Origin of the sequence: uncultured Pigmentiphaga sp. (genome assembly GCF_937950555.1) — a bacterium.
Lineage (GTDB): Bacteria > Pseudomonadota > Gammaproteobacteria > Burkholderiales > Burkholderiaceae_B > Pigmentiphaga.
In genome coordinates this window covers 105,585-119,542 of record NZ_CALFCW010000072.1, presented here as the reverse complement: position 1 = coordinate 119,542, position 13,958 = coordinate 105,585, and the positions used below count along the sequence as shown (strand labels likewise).

Annotated in this window: 14 protein-coding genes; 6 read left to right on the top strand and 8 right to left on the bottom strand. The window is 63.3% G+C overall.

Annotated features, from left to right (window positions below; genetic code table 11):
* Window positions 1-60: 60 nt before the first annotated feature.
* Window positions 61-1,746: an FAD-dependent monooxygenase gene (locus Q0319_RS18395; protein WP_299455009.1), complete on the bottom strand. Its 1,686-nt coding sequence runs from the start codon at window positions 1,744-1,746 to the stop codon at window positions 61-63.
* Window positions 1,747-1,912: 166 nt separating this feature from the next.
* On the opposite strand from Q0319_RS18395, the gene Q0319_RS18390 reads away from it, so the two are divergent.
* The gene (locus Q0319_RS18390) at window positions 1,913-2,506 is read left to right on the top strand and encodes a LysR family transcriptional regulator (protein WP_299455005.1); all 594 of its coding nucleotides are present in this window, start codon (window positions 1,913-1,915) and stop codon (window positions 2,504-2,506) included.
* On the opposite strand, the gene Q0319_RS18385 is transcribed toward Q0319_RS18390, so the two are convergent.
* A complete protein-coding gene (locus tag Q0319_RS18385; RefSeq protein ID WP_299455079.1) occupies window positions 2,484-3,572 on the bottom strand; it encodes an IS630 family transposase in 1,089 nt (362 codons plus the stop codon). The genes Q0319_RS18390 and Q0319_RS18385 overlap by 23 nt on opposite strands.
* Before the next feature lie 74 nt (window positions 3,573-3,646).
* Here Q0319_RS18385 and Q0319_RS18380 point away from each other — a divergent pair, with 74 nt between their 5' ends.
* From Q0319_RS18380 to Q0319_RS18360, 5 genes are all read left to right on the top strand, one after another.
* On the top strand, window positions 3,647-4,015 hold the full coding sequence (locus Q0319_RS18380) for a LysR substrate-binding domain-containing protein (protein WP_299455003.1): 369 nt from the start codon (window positions 3,647-3,649) through the stop codon (window positions 4,013-4,015).
* A 40-nt stretch (window positions 4,016-4,055) separates the two neighbouring features.
* Window positions 4,056-4,532, top strand: coding sequence for a hemerythrin domain-containing protein (locus tag Q0319_RS18375; protein WP_299455001.1), 477 nt, complete (start codon window positions 4,056-4,058; stop codon window positions 4,530-4,532).
* 154 nt (window positions 4,533-4,686) lie between these two features.
* Window positions 4,687-5,166 (top strand): hemerythrin domain-containing protein, encoded by a 480-nt coding sequence (locus Q0319_RS18370; protein WP_296468976.1) that lies wholly within the window; start codon window positions 4,687-4,689, stop codon window positions 5,164-5,166.
* A 166-nt stretch (window positions 5,167-5,332) separates the two neighbouring features.
* Complete coding sequence (locus tag Q0319_RS18365) at window positions 5,333-7,267, top strand: FAD-binding monooxygenase (protein ID WP_296468974.1); 1,935 nt, start codon at window positions 5,333-5,335, stop codon at window positions 7,265-7,267.
* 171 nt (window positions 7,268-7,438) lie between these two features.
* A complete protein-coding gene (locus Q0319_RS18360; RefSeq protein ID WP_299454996.1) occupies window positions 7,439-8,170 on the top strand; it encodes a hypothetical protein in 732 nt (243 codons plus the stop codon).
* A 52-nt stretch (window positions 8,171-8,222) separates the two neighbouring features.
* Here the strand turns inward: Q0319_RS18360 and Q0319_RS18355 are convergent, their stop codons facing one another.
* From Q0319_RS18355 to Q0319_RS18330, 6 genes are all read right to left on the bottom strand, one after another.
* Entirely contained in the window at window positions 8,223-9,239 is a 1,017-nt protein-coding gene (locus Q0319_RS18355; RefSeq protein WP_299454993.1) for a tripartite tricarboxylate transporter substrate-binding protein, read from the bottom strand.
* Between the two features lie 235 nt (window positions 9,240-9,474).
* On the bottom strand, window positions 9,475-10,449 hold the full coding sequence (locus Q0319_RS18350; RefSeq protein ID WP_296471381.1) for a LysR family transcriptional regulator: 975 nt from the start codon (window positions 10,447-10,449) through the stop codon (window positions 9,475-9,477).
* 203 nt (window positions 10,450-10,652) lie between these two features.
* Window positions 10,653-11,354 carry an ABC transporter ATP-binding protein gene (locus Q0319_RS18345; protein ID WP_299454990.1) on the bottom strand — a complete coding sequence of 234 codons (702 nt, stop codon included), beginning with the start codon at window positions 11,352-11,354 and terminating at the stop codon, window positions 10,653-10,655.
* Window positions 11,347-12,090, bottom strand: a complete 744-nt coding sequence (locus Q0319_RS18340; protein WP_296469978.1) for an ABC transporter ATP-binding protein — start codon at window positions 12,088-12,090, stop codon at window positions 11,347-11,349. The genes Q0319_RS18345 and Q0319_RS18340 overlap by 8 nt, the downstream gene beginning before the upstream one ends.
* Complete coding sequence (locus tag Q0319_RS18335) at window positions 12,087-13,079, bottom strand: branched-chain amino acid ABC transporter permease (RefSeq protein WP_299454987.1); 993 nt, start codon at window positions 13,077-13,079, stop codon at window positions 12,087-12,089. The genes Q0319_RS18340 and Q0319_RS18335 overlap by 4 nt, the downstream gene beginning before the upstream one ends.
* 2 nt (window positions 13,080-13,081) lie before the next feature.
* Window positions 13,082-13,954 (bottom strand): branched-chain amino acid ABC transporter permease, encoded by an 873-nt coding sequence (locus tag Q0319_RS18330; protein ID WP_296469974.1) that lies wholly within the window; start codon window positions 13,952-13,954, stop codon window positions 13,082-13,084.
* Window positions 13,955-13,958: the final 4 nt, after the last annotated feature.

The window sequence follows — 13,958 nt, the reverse complement described above, 5'->3', positions numbered from 1 at the left end:
GTGCTCCGCCGGCGGCCGCCCTGTGCATCTTCCAGCACTACCGCGGCCGCAGCCGCCGCACTAGCCCATGGCGCGCCCCGTCGCCAGCGCCAGCAGGGCACCCACATCGGCCTGCGGGCCGCCGCGCCATGCAACGTGGTGGTCGGGCCGTATCAATACTCTGTCAGCGCCATACAGCGCATGCGCCGAGCGGTCGCCAACCTCGAGCAGATCCAGGCGGATGCCGTACCCGTGCGCTGCAGCGCGCCACGACGCCTTCTCGGCCTCCCCCATGCGCGAGAAAGCCAACAAAGTGAAATCGCGGCCGAAAAGATCGAATAGCACTTTGCCTTCCACGACGGCATGAGGCGCGCGCGAGCCGGGCACCGCGACCGGTTCGTAGTGGTTCGGATCGTCCGGGGGAACAGGGCCGGGTTCCTTCGCCACGATAGGGCTACCGAGGTAACGGACCCCCAGTTGCAGTCCGGGGATGTTGAATTCGCTCGCCACGTGCGCCGCCAGCCGCCGGCCCAGCTCCGCCCTTGCCCGCTGCCCAGGTTCGCCCGGCTCGTCGAGGGTCGAGTCCGGACGCATATTGCCTATGCTGTCAGCCATGCGACGCGCGAACGCCGTGTTGCGCAATGCGATCGGACGGCGCTCGCTATCGTAACTTTCCAGCAACGCCGGCGGCGCGCCCCCTTGGACCACTGCCGCCAGCTTCCAGCCCAGGTTCACCGCATCGTCGATCGACGTGTTGTAGCCCATGCCGCCCGTCGGCGTGAATAGATGCGCTGCGTCGCCCGCCAGGAACACGCGACCGGCCGCCATTTTCTCGGCCACCAGCATGTAGCCGGCAACCCAGGGCATGCGGTCGATGAGTTCGAAATCGAATTCGCGGCCGACGACGGCATGCGCCACGGCCCGCGGGTCGATGTCCGCCGGGCCTTGCCCCGGCGCAAGCTGCACGGCCAGCAAGAACGTCTGCACACCGTCGATGGCGATCAGCAGGCCGCGCTGTCGCGCGTTGACCGCCCAATACTGCCAAGCCGGCGGCTTGCCGATCACGCCATAAAGCGTCCTCGACCGAAAATAAATCGACAGCATCTGCCCGCCGAAAAAATCGCGCTGCACGCGGCTCTCGCCTGTGTATCCGACGCCCATGGCCTTGCGCACCATGCTCCTCGGACCGTCGCAGCCCACGACATAGCGCGCGCGCAGGCGCCACGGCGCACCGCCATTCGAAGGCTCGACAAGGAGGGTCACGCCGTGGTCGTCCTGCTCCAATGAAATGGCCCTCTGGCCCAGGCACAACCTGACGCTCGCATAGGCCGCCGCGCGCGCACGCAATACCGGCTCGATCAGCATCTGCTGGACGCGATGGGGCAGCTCGGGCGTGGGCCAGGCTTCGCGCCCGTAGTCGCCCGCATCGACCGTGGAGAGATCGCCCAATGCGCTGCGCCGCGCTGCCTCGCTACGCGACGGAATCCGGAACCGGGCAAGTTCGTGGTCTGCCAGCTGCGTGCAATAAACCACGTCCTGCGGATAGTCTGGCGGCAACCCGAGAGCCCGCACCTCGTCCGAGAATCCGCGCCGGCGGTAATGCTCCATCGTCCGCGCGGACGTCGCGTTGGCCTTGGGAAAAGCGGGCGGGTCGGCATCTTCCTCCAGCAGGACGCACGGAACGTCCCGGCATCCCAATTCGATCGCCAACATCAGCCCCGCCGGCCCGCCGCCCACGATGGCGATTTCGGTTTGCATCGTTTCCATGCGCAGCTCCTTCAATCGGATAGCGCGGGCGCCACCCTAGGTATCCGCTTGAATAAAGCCATCGTCCGTCTCCTAGATATTGGCATGTCTTGCGCGAAGTCTAGAGACGCCCGACGCTAACAGAAAGATGGCAAAATTCTCCCGTCGATACCTGGGCGTTATCGCCATGAAACTGCATCATTTGCGGGATTTCATCGCCATCGCGGACGCACGCAGCGTGCGGGGCGCAGCCCGCGCGCTCGGGCTTGCCCAGCCTGCCCTCACGCGCAGCCTGCGGGAACTGGAAAACGAACTTGCCACGCCGCTGCTCGAACGCCATGCCAGAGGCGTCGTCCTGACTCCCATCGGCGAGGCCTTTTATCGACGCGCGCACGCTGCGATGGCCGAGATCCGCCGCGGCCGTGACGAAGTCGCGCAGCTCTTGGGCACGCCCTGCGGTTCCGTCACCATAGGGCTGTCCAGCGCCGTCTGGCTGTCCATGGCTGCCGAGGTCCACGTGGCCTTTCGGCGCGCTTACCCTGGCGTCCGCCTGCGCATGGTCGAGGGGTTCTTTTCCACGCTCGAAGGCCGATTGCAGGACGGCACGCTCGACTTCTTCATCGGCCCCCGCCCCGCGCGGCCGGTTGGGGACAGCTACAAAGTGGAGCTCCTGTTCCAGAACCAGCGCGTGGTGGTAGGGCGCAAAGATCACCCGAAGCGGCATGCCAAGCGGCTCGCGGAGCTAGTGTTCTGTTCGATTAATTTTGATTTCTACCATTAATACTGTTCTTTGCACGTTCAACTTTAGCGAGAATGGCGTCAGCGCTTTTTGTCCATTGAAACGGCTTGGCGCTATAGGCGTTATGCGCGTCGATGAATTTGCGGATGGCATCACGCAATTCTGGCACGCTGCCAAAGACGCCTCGGTGCAAGGCACGGCGCTCGAGTTGTGCAAACCAGCGCTCGACGGCATTCAGCCACGAAGCGCTGGTGGGGGTGAAATGCAGCTTGAACCGAGGGTGCGCACTCAGCCAAGCTTTGACTTCTTTGGTCTTGTGCGTGGAGCTGTTATCCAGAATGACATGCAGATCCAGTTCAGCGGGTGTGGCTCGGTCGATCTGGCGCAGGAATTGAAGAAACTCTTTGGCTCGATGACGGGTGGTGATCCGGCCGATGACATTGCCGGTGAGAATGTCGAAGGCGGCATACAGGCTGGCTGTGCCATGGCGCTTGTAGTCATGGGTACGCCGCTCGATTTGCCCGGGCCGCAGCGGCAGCATCGGCTGGGTGCGATCCAGCGCCTGAATCTGTGTCTTCTCGTCGACCGAGAGCACCATGGCGTTCTCGGGTGGATTCATATACAGGCCAACGACATCCACCACCTTCTGGGCAAAGTCCGGATCGTTGCTGATCTTAAAGTTCTGCAGCCGGTGAGGCTTGAGATCCGCCGCTTGCCACACCTGCTGCACTTGGTGGATGGTGGTGCCGGCATACCGGGCCATCAGTCGCAGGCTCCAGTGCGTGGCTTCCGCCGGGATGCGCTGTGTGGTGAGCGTGAGAATCTCGCGCACCTTCTTTTGCGAAAGCTTGCGCGGTTGGCCAGGGCGCGGCAGATCGCTCAATCCCGCAATCCCCATTTCCTGATAGCGCGCACGCCAGCGAAAGACGCTCGCCACCGAAGTGCCATACTGCGCACTGATTTCTTTGGGTGGCACGTGATCAGCAAGCGACAGCAGAATGCGCGCGCGTTGCGCCAGGCGGTTCGGCGTCAAACCCTTGCGCAACCACCCTTGCAAAGTGGCCTTGTCAGCAGGGGCGAGCACAAAATCAGCAACGGCTCTGGGCATGGTCATGGCGCCTTGAAATGTTCAGCCCATATTTTACCCAATACCGCTATTTTAAGCATCAAAATTAATCAGACATGACACTAGTCGACCAAGAGTGGATTCTCACCGGCGTGCAAGAACGCCGGGAGGCGGAGTTCGAAGACGCATTCGCACGACACGGGCTGCCGCCCCCTGTCCCGATGACCCAAGCCGAGTCCATGGTCGGCGTAGCGGCGCTGCTGTGCTCGACCGATGCGCTCGCGATGTTGCCCAAGCAATGGTTCCACTCCAGGCTATTCGCAGGCGTGATAGAACCCATTCCCTTGCTGGACGAAATCGATGCCCCGGACATCGTTTTCATCTCGCGCGCCGGCGTGCCCCTCACGCCCGCCGCCGCCCACCTGGCCGCGCTGTTCGAACGCGTCGCCGGAACACTCCGGGAGGTTGGGCACGGCGCTTGCTGAATGGAACCGACCTCGCTGAGAGGATACTTTGGAGAGTTCCATGAACAAATCGACCATCCCGGCCCTGCAAAAGGCCGCTCTGGGCATGCTGCTCGACGACCATCGCAACGCGAAGAAGCTGTTCAAGCAATTCAAGGAAGCCGAATCGGACGCCGAGAAGGAAGAAATCGCCCAAACCGTCTGTAAGGAGTTGACCGTCCACGCCACGTTGGAAGAGGAAATCTTCTATCCCTTGGTCCGCCGCGAGGGGGGCAAGGCCTTCGCCGACCTGCTGGACGAAGCGGTCGTCGAGCACGCCAGCGCCAAGGACCTCATCGCCCAGGTCCAATCCATGCGGCCAAGCGACGAGATGTACGACGCCAAAGTGACCGTGCTCTGCGAATACGTCACCCATCACGTCAAAGAAGAAGAAGAGGAAATGTTTCCCAAGGTCGTAAGCAAGAAAATCGACCTGCGGGAAGCTGCCGAGATGATGGCAGCCCGCAAGGAAGAACTCATGGGGACGGTGGCCGCCTGACCAGTGGGCTGGGCGGCGAACGCCAGGGGGTGGATTCCTGCCCCCGGCGGCCTTGGCGAAGCGGGGCGAGGCCCAAAACTCATATACTTGCAACGATGCGGGAGCTTCCCTCCCGGCAGGTGTATGACCTGACCTCGCTTAAGCCAAGAATCCCATGAAGCAAGAACCCACGTTACGTGACGACCAGGCGCCCATCCCAGAAAGCGACACCAGCTTTCTGTGGTCCGACGCCCGCCTCCTCGGCTTCAACCCGATGGACGAGTCGCACAAAGAGTTCTACGACGTCGCTTTCCGGTTGCTGACCTGCACCGAGAACTCCGCGGCCGCCGCGCTCGACGCGTTCGAAGAACACCTGAAGGAGCACTTCGGCCAGGAAGAGGAGTGGATGCGCAGCACCGATTTCCCGCCTTCGGACTGCCACTTCCAGGAACACGAGGCAGTCATGAAGTCCACGCGGGAGGTCCGGGAGTTGTTCTTGGCGGGCAAGGCGGATGTTGCCCTCATCCACGATTTCGCCCTGCATCTTTTCCAGTGGTTCCCGGGACACGCCGACTACCTGGACGCTGCGCTCGCCGCATGGATGAGCAAGCGCACCTACGGCGGCAAGCCCGTCGTGCTACGACGCAAGCTGTAACCAGGGTGCGGCTGCCGGCCCGTTCCGGTGGCCCGCCGCGTCCGGCAGGCCGCCAAAGTCGCGCCTAGGGATTCTCCTGAGCTTGCGCAGAGACGAAGCCAGTCGTGCCTGAGATAATGACACGTCTGCCAAGTCGTGACGTGTCCACCTTTCCATCTGACGTGCCATGCAATTCCACCTGAACGGATTCAAGACCGGCGATCCCGCCATCTCCGAGCCCGCCCCTCATGCCGTGGGCGCTCGTGCCGATGTCCTCCCCCAAGAAGTCGACGTGCTGATCGTGGGCAGCGGGCCCACCGGCCTGACCTTGGCCGCGCAACTGGCCGCGTTCCCCGACATCAAGACGTGCATCGTTGATCAAAAGCCCGGCCCGCTGCAGTTGGGCCAGGCCGACGGCATCGCCTGCCGCACGGTGGAAATGTTCGAGGCCTTCGGATTCAGCCACCGGGTGCTGAGGGAAGCCTACTGGGTCAACGAGACCTCGTTTTGGAAACCCGACGACAACCAAAGATCCCACATCGTCCGCGGCGGCCGCATCCAGGACACCGAGGACGGCCTCTCCGAGTTTCCGCACGTCATCCTGAACCAGGCCCGGGTCCACGACTTCTACTTGGACGTGATGCGCAACTCGCCATCGCGCCTGGAGCCCGCCTATTCCCGCCGCCTGCTGGAGCTCAAGGTCGACCGGTCTGGAAACGATAGCCACCCGGTCACGGCCCGCTTCGAGCGCGTCGACCCCGAACACCAAGGGCGGGTCGAGGTCGTCAAGGCTCGCTATGCGGTCGGCTGCGACGGCGCCCATAGCACCGTGCGCAAGTCGCTGGGCCGCGCGCTGCATGGCGAATCTGCCAACCAGGCCTGGGGCGTCATGGACGTGCTGGCGGTCACTGACTTCCCCGACATCCGCATCAAGTCGGCCATCCACTCGGCAAATGAAGGCAGCGTCCTGATCATCCCGCGCGAAGGCGGCTACCTGGTGCGCCTCTACATCGAGCTTGACAAGCTCAACGAGAACGAGCGCGTATCCAACCGCCAGATCACAACCGATCGCCTAATCGCGGCTGCCCAGCGCATCCTGCACCCTTACACGCTCGACGTGAAGGAGATCGCCTGGTGGTCGGTCTACGAGATCGGACAGCGGCTGTGCGAGAAGTTCGACGACGTCCCGGCAGAATTGGAGCACGAGCAATTCCCGCGCGTGTTCATCGCCGGAGATGCCTGCCACACGCACAGCCCCAAGGCCGGCCAGGGCATGAACGTCTCCATGCAGGACGGCTTTAACCTTGGATGGAAACTTGCCGCGGTTCTGCGCGGCCGCTGCATCCCCGAAGTCCTGCATACGTATTCCAAGGAACGCCAGGCGGTCGCCAAGGAGTTGATCGACTTCGATCGCGAATTCGCCAAGATGTTCAGCGCAGCGCCCAAGGATCCTACCAAGGAAGATAGCGAGGGCGTCGATCCCGCGGAGTTCCAGCGTTATTTCATCATGCAAGGCCGCTTCACGGCCGGCACCGCCACGCACTACCATCCGTCCCTCATCAGTGCCGAACCCGTGCACCAGGAACTGGCCACAGGTTTCGTGGTCGGCATGCGCTTCCATTCTGCGCCGGTCATCCGCCTGGCCGACGCCAAGCCCATGCACTTGGGCCACACGGTCAAGGCCGACGGACGCTGGCGCGTGTTTGCGTTCGCCGACCGCGAAGACCCGATGCAGCCCTCGGCGCGCATCCGGGCGCTTTGCGAATTCCTTGCCGACTCGCCACGATCGCCGGTCAAGAAGTACACGCCGGCGGACATGGACATCGACGCCGTGATCGACGTGCGCGCAATCTTCCAGCAAGGGCATCGCACGCTGGCGCTCGACGCCATGCCGTCTTTCCTGCTCCCGCGCAAAGGACGCTACGGCCTGATCGACTATGAAAAGATGTTCTGCCCCGACCTCAAGAGCGGTCAAGACATCTTCGACATGCGCGGTGTCGACCGGGAACGCGGGTGCATGGTAATCGTGCGGCCCGACCAATACATCGCGCATGTATTGCCGCTCGACGCCCACGAAGAACTGGCGAATTTCTTCGCCCGGTTCATGGTGGAAGCGCGCTAGTACCTCCCGCGCCCGCCTTCGGCGCGGGCGCCGCGGCCTTGCCCGAAAGCGCCAAGCGCAAGGCCCAAGTGCCGTCAACTCAGGAAAGCCCCAACCAACGCTGCTCGGCCATGAAATGTGGGGTCTACATAAAATCCACGCAGACTCCCACTCACCGGAGACAACTCCACCATGTTTCGACGCACTGCCCTGGCCGGGGCCCTTCTGCTGTCGGTCTGCGGCACCGCCGCGGGTGCCGACGAAAAACTCCGTTCCAAGCTTGAAGAGATCGGTGTCAATCTTGCCACGGTAATGGGGGCCGCGGATTACTGCGGCGGCAATTCCCAAACCCTGGTCGATCTCATGTCGCGCAGCTACGCGCATTTCAAGCTCGATGAGAAAGACGCGCGGCAGATCCGCACGGCCATCGAGGCGCGTCGCCAAGAGGCGCGATCGCAGGCGGCGGAAAAATTTTCCAATCAGGCTTGCCCCGGCGACGTCCGGCAGAAAGTCAACGCCACGCTCGAGGAGCTGGAGAACATGTGGTACCGGGTCGTGCAGAACGAGACGGGCGTAGACATGCGGCAGGCACCCCCGGCTTCGCCTCCGCAGGCCACCCCGAACGCCACCGGGGCCGCATCGGCCCCGAATGCAGTGCCACCTGGCAAGTACAGCTGCTATACCTTCGACAACGGACAGCTGAACTACACCTATACCGACGTTCAAATCTTGCAGGGAGGACGCTACTCGGTCGGCAACAAAGGCGGCAACTACACGCTTTCGCAGGACGGGGGCATGCGATTCACCGGCACCATGTCGAACGCCACGGGCAGATTCTCCATCAAGCGCGGCGGCAAGCCGCAAATCGATCTCGTCTTCAACGGCGACCCGCGCTCCTCCATGAGTTGCCCGAAGGCGGGTTGACGACCTGGCGGCAACACGCCGACAGATCCCGGACGAGAAGCCTGGGCCGTGATCAATCTGTCAGTTTCATCGTCTCGACCACCTCCCCCAGCCGGCGAATGTCTCGGCTACGCAGTTGCGCGAACTCATCGGGAGAAGAATGGAATGGGTCTGCACCCACGGACGCCAGTTGCTGTTTCATGGCCGGACTCTCGAGGGCCCGTTTCACCGCTTGGTTGAGTTTGTCGACGATGGGCTTGGGCATGTTCGCGGGCCCCTCGAGCCCCATCCAGAAATCCAGGGTCGCTTGCGGATACCCCGCCTCTGCAACGGTTTGCACGTCCGGCAGCACGCTGGAACGCGTGCGGGAAAACACGACGACGGGTGTCATGCTCGACGCCCGGATATGGCCGATCGCCGAGGGCACCGAATCAAAGAGAAACGCCACGCGTCCCGCCAATAGATCGGGAACCGCCTGCCCCGCCCCTTTGTACGGGATGTGGCCCATCTCGATGCCCAGCGCCTGCTGGAGAATGTGACCGGAGGTATGGCCGGTGCTGCCTATCCCCGCCGTGGCGAAACTGACTTTTCCCTGCCCGCCCTTCTTGACGAAGGCGGGCAAGTCTTGCAGCGTCTTGACCGGCACATTCTTATTGGCCAGCATGATGTTGGGCGTCGTCACTACGGTGGCGATCGGCGTAAAGCTGCGTTCCGGATCGTAGGAAAGCCCTTTGACCAACCGGGGTGCGACGGCGATCATCGTCGGGTTGGACTGCAGCAACGTATAACCGTCCGGCGCCGCCCCGGCCGCATAGCCGGCACCGACCGTGCCACCCCCACCCGCCCGGATTTCGACCACGAACGGTTGCCCCAGCTGCTGCGACAGCTCATTGGCCAACGCGCGGAAGATCACATCCGACACGCCGCCCGCGGCAAACGGCAGCACGAGGCGGACCGGTTTGTTCGGATAATCGGCAGCCTCATCGGCCGACACCGTGCAGGGAAGCGCGGTCGCGATGAGCGCGCTGGACAATGACGCCCGCCATGCAACCGCGGCGCGCCGCGATAGCTTCCAAGCCATCAATTTCATTGCAGCCTCCAGAAGGGTGACATCTCGCCATGACTCGACGCCCCTCATCCTAGAGACGACCACCTATTCCAACAAACCATTCGTATTTGTGGATTTTTCGGATTTCCAGATAGATAGCCTGCCCCATTTCGATCGCACGAAACCGGGACATGGCGCACTGGGTCGATGCGCGCCGGGTACCAAGCGGGTGCAAAGGCGAGGTTCGGCGAGAACGCGCTGCCCCATCTCGAGGCAGCTACGCCGACGAGACCCGTTTCTTGGACGGCGCATGAGCCGCGGCAGCCATTGCCGGACGAGAAAGCGCCCACTGAGGCTCCAGCTCCTGCATCAATTGGCCAAACCAATCCGTGAATGCACGAACGGTGGGAGAAAGCTGGCGGTTCTTCGGATACATCACCGATAGGGGAACGGTCGGCGCTTTCAACTCTGGCAACACCTGGCGCAGCGCGCCACTACGCAGATGGGGAATGACCATGTAACTGGCCGCCCGTATCAACCCCAAACCCTCCAGGCCGCTGCAGACATAAGCGTCCGTGTCGTTAACAGTAATACGCTCTGGGACGCGTATAGCACGCTCCTCGCCATCGACGACGAACGTCCAGTGCATGCTTCGTCCGCTCCGACTAGATATGAACCCCACTGCATGGTGATTCTTCAAATCGTCCAGCGACCGGGGTTCGCCATATGCCGCGAGATAAGCCGGCGAGGCACACGTCACCCACTCAAACCCAGCAACGCGGCGCGCGACGAGGGTGGCCGAATCCTGGGGAACGCCCGCGCGAATCACGCAATCGACCCCCTCCTGGACAAGGTCGATCGTCTTATCCCCAGATGTCAGGATCAGTTCGACATCGGGATACGTCTCCTGGAAACGCTTGATGGCTGGTAACACGAACAAGCGCGCTATCGAGGACGTCGTATCCACGCGCAACTTGCCCCGGGGCCTCCCCGCGCTGCCGGGAAACGAGGCCTCGACCATTTCGATATCCGACAACAAGCGACGGCAATGGTCGTAATAGAGGGTGCCATCCGGCGTGAGGCTCAAATGCCGCGTGGTCCGCTGCAGCAGCCTGACTCCTAGGTAGGTTTCCAGCTCCTTGACTATTCGCGTGACCGACGAAGCGGGCATGCCTAGGCTCTCAGCCGCCTTGCCAAAGCTGTGCGCCTCGACGACGCGCGTGAAAACCTGCATCGCCTGAAGTCGATCCATTCCGGTGCCCCTGTATGCTTCGTTCTGCCGGTAACGACGCCATCAGTATGGCTGATTTTCAGCGGGAAATTCTTCCAAATTTGCGAAAAAACGATTTCGCACGGACGTGCGAGAGGGGAGATGGGCTACGGCGTTGCGTGGAAATCGCGTGGCAAAGCGTGCTGCACCGTTGCAAGGCGCTTCCTGCACAGCGCGACCGACTTTCAAACCACCCCCAGCAGCGACTCCAGCCGACTCGGGTCACGCGCCAATTCGTCGCTGGCTGCGCGCAGGCAGATCCGCCCGCGTTCCAAGACAATGGCCTGCGTCGTCATTTGCAAGGCCACGATGGGATGCTGCTCAACCACCACGGCAGTGATCCCGCCCTGCTGCATCATCTGCCGGACGGACTGGGCCACCTCTTGCGCCACGATGGGTGCGAGCCCCTCCAGCGGCTCATCCAGCAAGAGCAGCGCGGGATTCGTCATCAGCGCGCGGCCGATGGCCAGCATTTGCTGCTCTCCACCGGAGAGCTGGTCACCATAATGCCCTCGTCGCTCCTGGAGGCGGGGGAAAAGCGACCAGACAGCCTGCTTGTTCCATGGTCCCGGGCGGGCCACGACGTCTAGGTTCTCCTCGACCGTCAAGGAGCGGAAGACCGCCCGCTCCTGCGGGACCCAGCCCATGCCCAAGCGCGCGCGTTGTACCGCATCGAGGCCGCGCAGGCTTTTTCCCAGCCAGCGTATGTCGCCGCCCGTCTGGCGGGCGGCGCCCAGCAAGGTCCGCAGCAACGTCGTCTTGCCCACGCCGTTGCGTCCAAGCACGGCGAGGCTCGAACCCTGTTCAATGGCCAGGTCGATCTGCTCCAGAATGGTCGCGTCGCCATAGCCTGCGGTCACGGACTCCATGACAAGCAGCTCAGACATGGCCACTCCCCAAATACGTGGCGCGAACACGAGGGTCGTTGGCGATCTCCTCTGGAGTGCCTTCCGCCAGCAAGGCGCCTTCGGCGAGGACGGAGATGCGCTTGGCGAAGCGGAACACCAGTTTCATATCGTGCTCGATCAGGAGAATCGCCAGCGTTTCGGGCAGCTCGTCCAAGGCGTTGAACAACCGGCGGCTTTCCGCCGCGGGTACGCCTGCCGCGGGTTCGTCGAGCAGCAGCACCTTGGGACGGCAGGCCAAGGCCAGTGCAATCTCGAGCAGGCGTTGGTGGCCGTAGGCCATGTGCCGCGTCACGGCATGCGCCTGGTCTAGCAAGCCGACCTGCTCGAGAATGGAGGCAGCCTCATCCACCGCCTCCGCATGAACGCGCCGGGCGTTGACGAACGACAGCGCACGCCCCTGCGCCTGGCACAGCGCCAAAGCCACCGCATCCAGCGGCGTCAGCTCGGAAAACAGCGAGTTGACCTGGAAGGTGCGCACCAGGCCCCGCCGCACCCGTTCGTGGACGGGCAGGCCATTGATGCGCTCGCCCTCCAGGTAGATCTCTCCAGAATCTTCGCGCAACAACCCGGCAAGGAGGTTGACCAGGGTGCTCTTCCCTGCCCCGTTGGGACCAATGAGTGCATGACGCGCCCCGCGCCCCAGGCTCAGCGACACGTTGCGGGTCACCGCCAGCGCACCAAAACTGCGGCACAAGCCGCGCGTCTCGAGCATCATGGCCGGCCCCTGCGCACCTGCACCAACGCCCGGCGATACCCGACACGCAGCAGCTCCACCACGCCGCCACGCACGAACAGCACGACGAGCACCAGCACCAACCCTAGCCAGAATTGCCAATACTCCGGGTTCAACCCCGACAACGCGTCCTGGGCGACGACAAAGCCGCCGGCCCCCACCAGCCCTCCGTACAACTGGCCCAGGCCGCCGATGATGAGCATGGTGGCGACATCGGCGCTTCTCTGGAATGACAGCACGTCGAGCGCGACGTATTGGTTGGTCTGGGCAAGCAGGGCACCGGCAGTGCCCGCCATCATCGCCGACAGCACGTAGATGCGGCTGAGCGCGGCCGCAGTGTCCAGCCCGATGGCCCGGGCACGTATCGGGTTGAGGCGCACCGCGTGCAGGCTGAGGCCGAAAGGCTGGCGCACGAGATGGCGCGCCAGCAGGAACCAGGCAAATAGCACGACGGCGCAATAGACGTACCCCACCCTCCCCGCCATGTCGAACTCGAATACGCCAAACAGCGGGGCGATTTCGATGTCCAACATGCCGTCGAGCCCGCCCGTCCACTCCGAAGCCTTGTTGGCGAGCTCGAACAGCAGCATTCCCAGCCCCAGGGTGACCATGAGCCGGCTCAAATCATGGCCCCGGCAGACGAGCCGGGCCGTCGCCGCCGCGACCACGGCCGCCGCCAGTCCGCCAAGGAGCAGGCCGGTAAACGGTTCGCTCCATCCTTGCTGGCCCAGCTTGCCCGCGGCGTAGGCCCCGATGCCGAAAAAGGCGGCATGCCCCAGCGTCACGATTCCCGCGTAGCCCATAACCAGGTCCAGGGAGAGCGCGAACAGCGCCGCAATGAGAATCTGCGTGCCCAGGACGAGATTGTCGGGAAAGACGAACCATGCGGCCGCAACGGCTATCCAGAAACATGCCTCGGCCCAGTGCCAGCGCCGCTGGGTGCGGAGGTACGCCTCGCCGAACCGATCCATGATCAATGCCCTCCCCGGGCGGCACGAAGCCCCATGGGCCGAAACGTCAATACCGCGATCATGACGAGGTAAATGATGAACGCACCGGCCCAGGGGATGTAATACGCTCCCGCGATCATCGTAATGCCGATCAACATCGACGCCAGGAAAGTGCCGGTAATAGAGCCTGCCCCGCCCAGCACGACCACCAGCAGCGCCAACACCAGGTATTTCAACCCGAAGCCTGGGTCCAATCCCATGGCCTGCACGCTCAAGGCGCCACCCAAGGCAGATAGCGCCGAGCCGAGCGCAAACGTGCCCATGAATACGCGATCGACCGGAATCCCCAAGCTGCGCGCGACCTCCTGGTTATCGACAGACGCCCGCACCATGGCGCCGAAGCGGGTACGCTCCATCCCGACCACCAACAGCCCCAGGATGGCCAACCCGAGCAGCAACAAGAACAACCGATAGCGCGATACGCCTACGGGCCCGAGCGACAGCCTGCCATTGAGCCAATCAGGGATCTGCACGGAAAGCAGCCCCGGCCCCCAGAGATAAGTGACCGCAGCCCCCAGCATGAATAGCGTGCCGACGGTCAACAGCACTTGCGCCAGGGGCGGAGCGCCATACACGAAGCGGAACAGGCCGCGTTCCAGGATGACGCCGATCACGCCCACCGCCACGACGGCCGTTCCAAGCGCGGCCAGGAACGACAGGCCGAGCTGCTCCATGGCGGTCACCATCACATAGCCGCCCAGCATGGCGATGGCCATGTGCGCCAGGTTCACGAACCCCATCAGCCCCAGCGTGATGGATAACCCGACCGACATCATGAAGAGCAGTGCCCCATAGGCAAGCCCATCCATGAGCACCACTAGCGCCTGGACCAGCATTGCG

Excerpts from the sequence above, each read along its gene's own strand:
- Q0319_RS18395 (WP_299455009.1), bottom strand. The coding sequence starts at position 1,746 with ATGGAAACGATGCAAACCGAAATCGCCATCGTGGGCGGCGGGCCGGCG.
- Q0319_RS18335 (WP_299454987.1), bottom strand. The coding sequence starts at position 13,079 with ATGGATCGGTTCGGCGAGGCGTACCTCCGCACCCAGCGGCGCTGGCAC.
- Q0319_RS18370 (WP_296468976.1), top strand. The coding sequence starts at position 4,687 with ATGAAGCAAGAACCCACGTTACGTGACGACCAGGCGCCCATCCCAGAA.
- Q0319_RS18385 (WP_299455079.1), bottom strand. The coding sequence starts at position 3,572 with ATGCCCAGAGCCGTTGCTGATTTTGTGCTCGCCCCTGCTGACAAGGCC.
- Q0319_RS18390 (WP_299455005.1), top strand. The coding sequence starts at position 1,913 with ATGAAACTGCATCATTTGCGGGATTTCATCGCCATCGCGGACGCACGC.
- Q0319_RS18375 (WP_299455001.1), top strand. The coding sequence starts at position 4,056 with ATGAACAAATCGACCATCCCGGCCCTGCAAAAGGCCGCTCTGGGCATG.
- Q0319_RS18355 (WP_299454993.1), bottom strand. The coding sequence starts at position 9,239 with ATGAAATTGATGGCTTGGAAGCTATCGCGGCGCGCCGCGGTTGCATGG.
- Q0319_RS18365 (WP_296468974.1), top strand. The coding sequence starts at position 5,333 with ATGCAATTCCACCTGAACGGATTCAAGACCGGCGATCCCGCCATCTCC.
- Q0319_RS18350 (WP_296471381.1), bottom strand. The coding sequence starts at position 10,449 with ATGGATCGACTTCAGGCGATGCAGGTTTTCACGCGCGTCGTCGAGGCG.
- Q0319_RS18345 (WP_299454990.1), bottom strand. The coding sequence starts at position 11,354 with ATGTCTGAGCTGCTTGTCATGGAGTCCGTGACCGCAGGCTATGGCGAC.
- Q0319_RS18380 (WP_299455003.1), top strand. The coding sequence starts at position 3,647 with ATGACACTAGTCGACCAAGAGTGGATTCTCACCGGCGTGCAAGAACGC.
- Q0319_RS18330 (WP_296469974.1), bottom strand. The coding sequence starts at position 13,954 with ATGCTGGTCCAGGCGCTAGTGGTGCTCATGGATGGGCTTGCCTATGGG.
- Q0319_RS18360 (WP_299454996.1), top strand. The coding sequence starts at position 7,439 with ATGTTTCGACGCACTGCCCTGGCCGGGGCCCTTCTGCTGTCGGTCTGC.
- Q0319_RS18340 (WP_296469978.1), bottom strand. The coding sequence starts at position 12,090 with ATGATGCTCGAGACGCGCGGCTTGTGCCGCAGTTTTGGTGCGCTGGCG.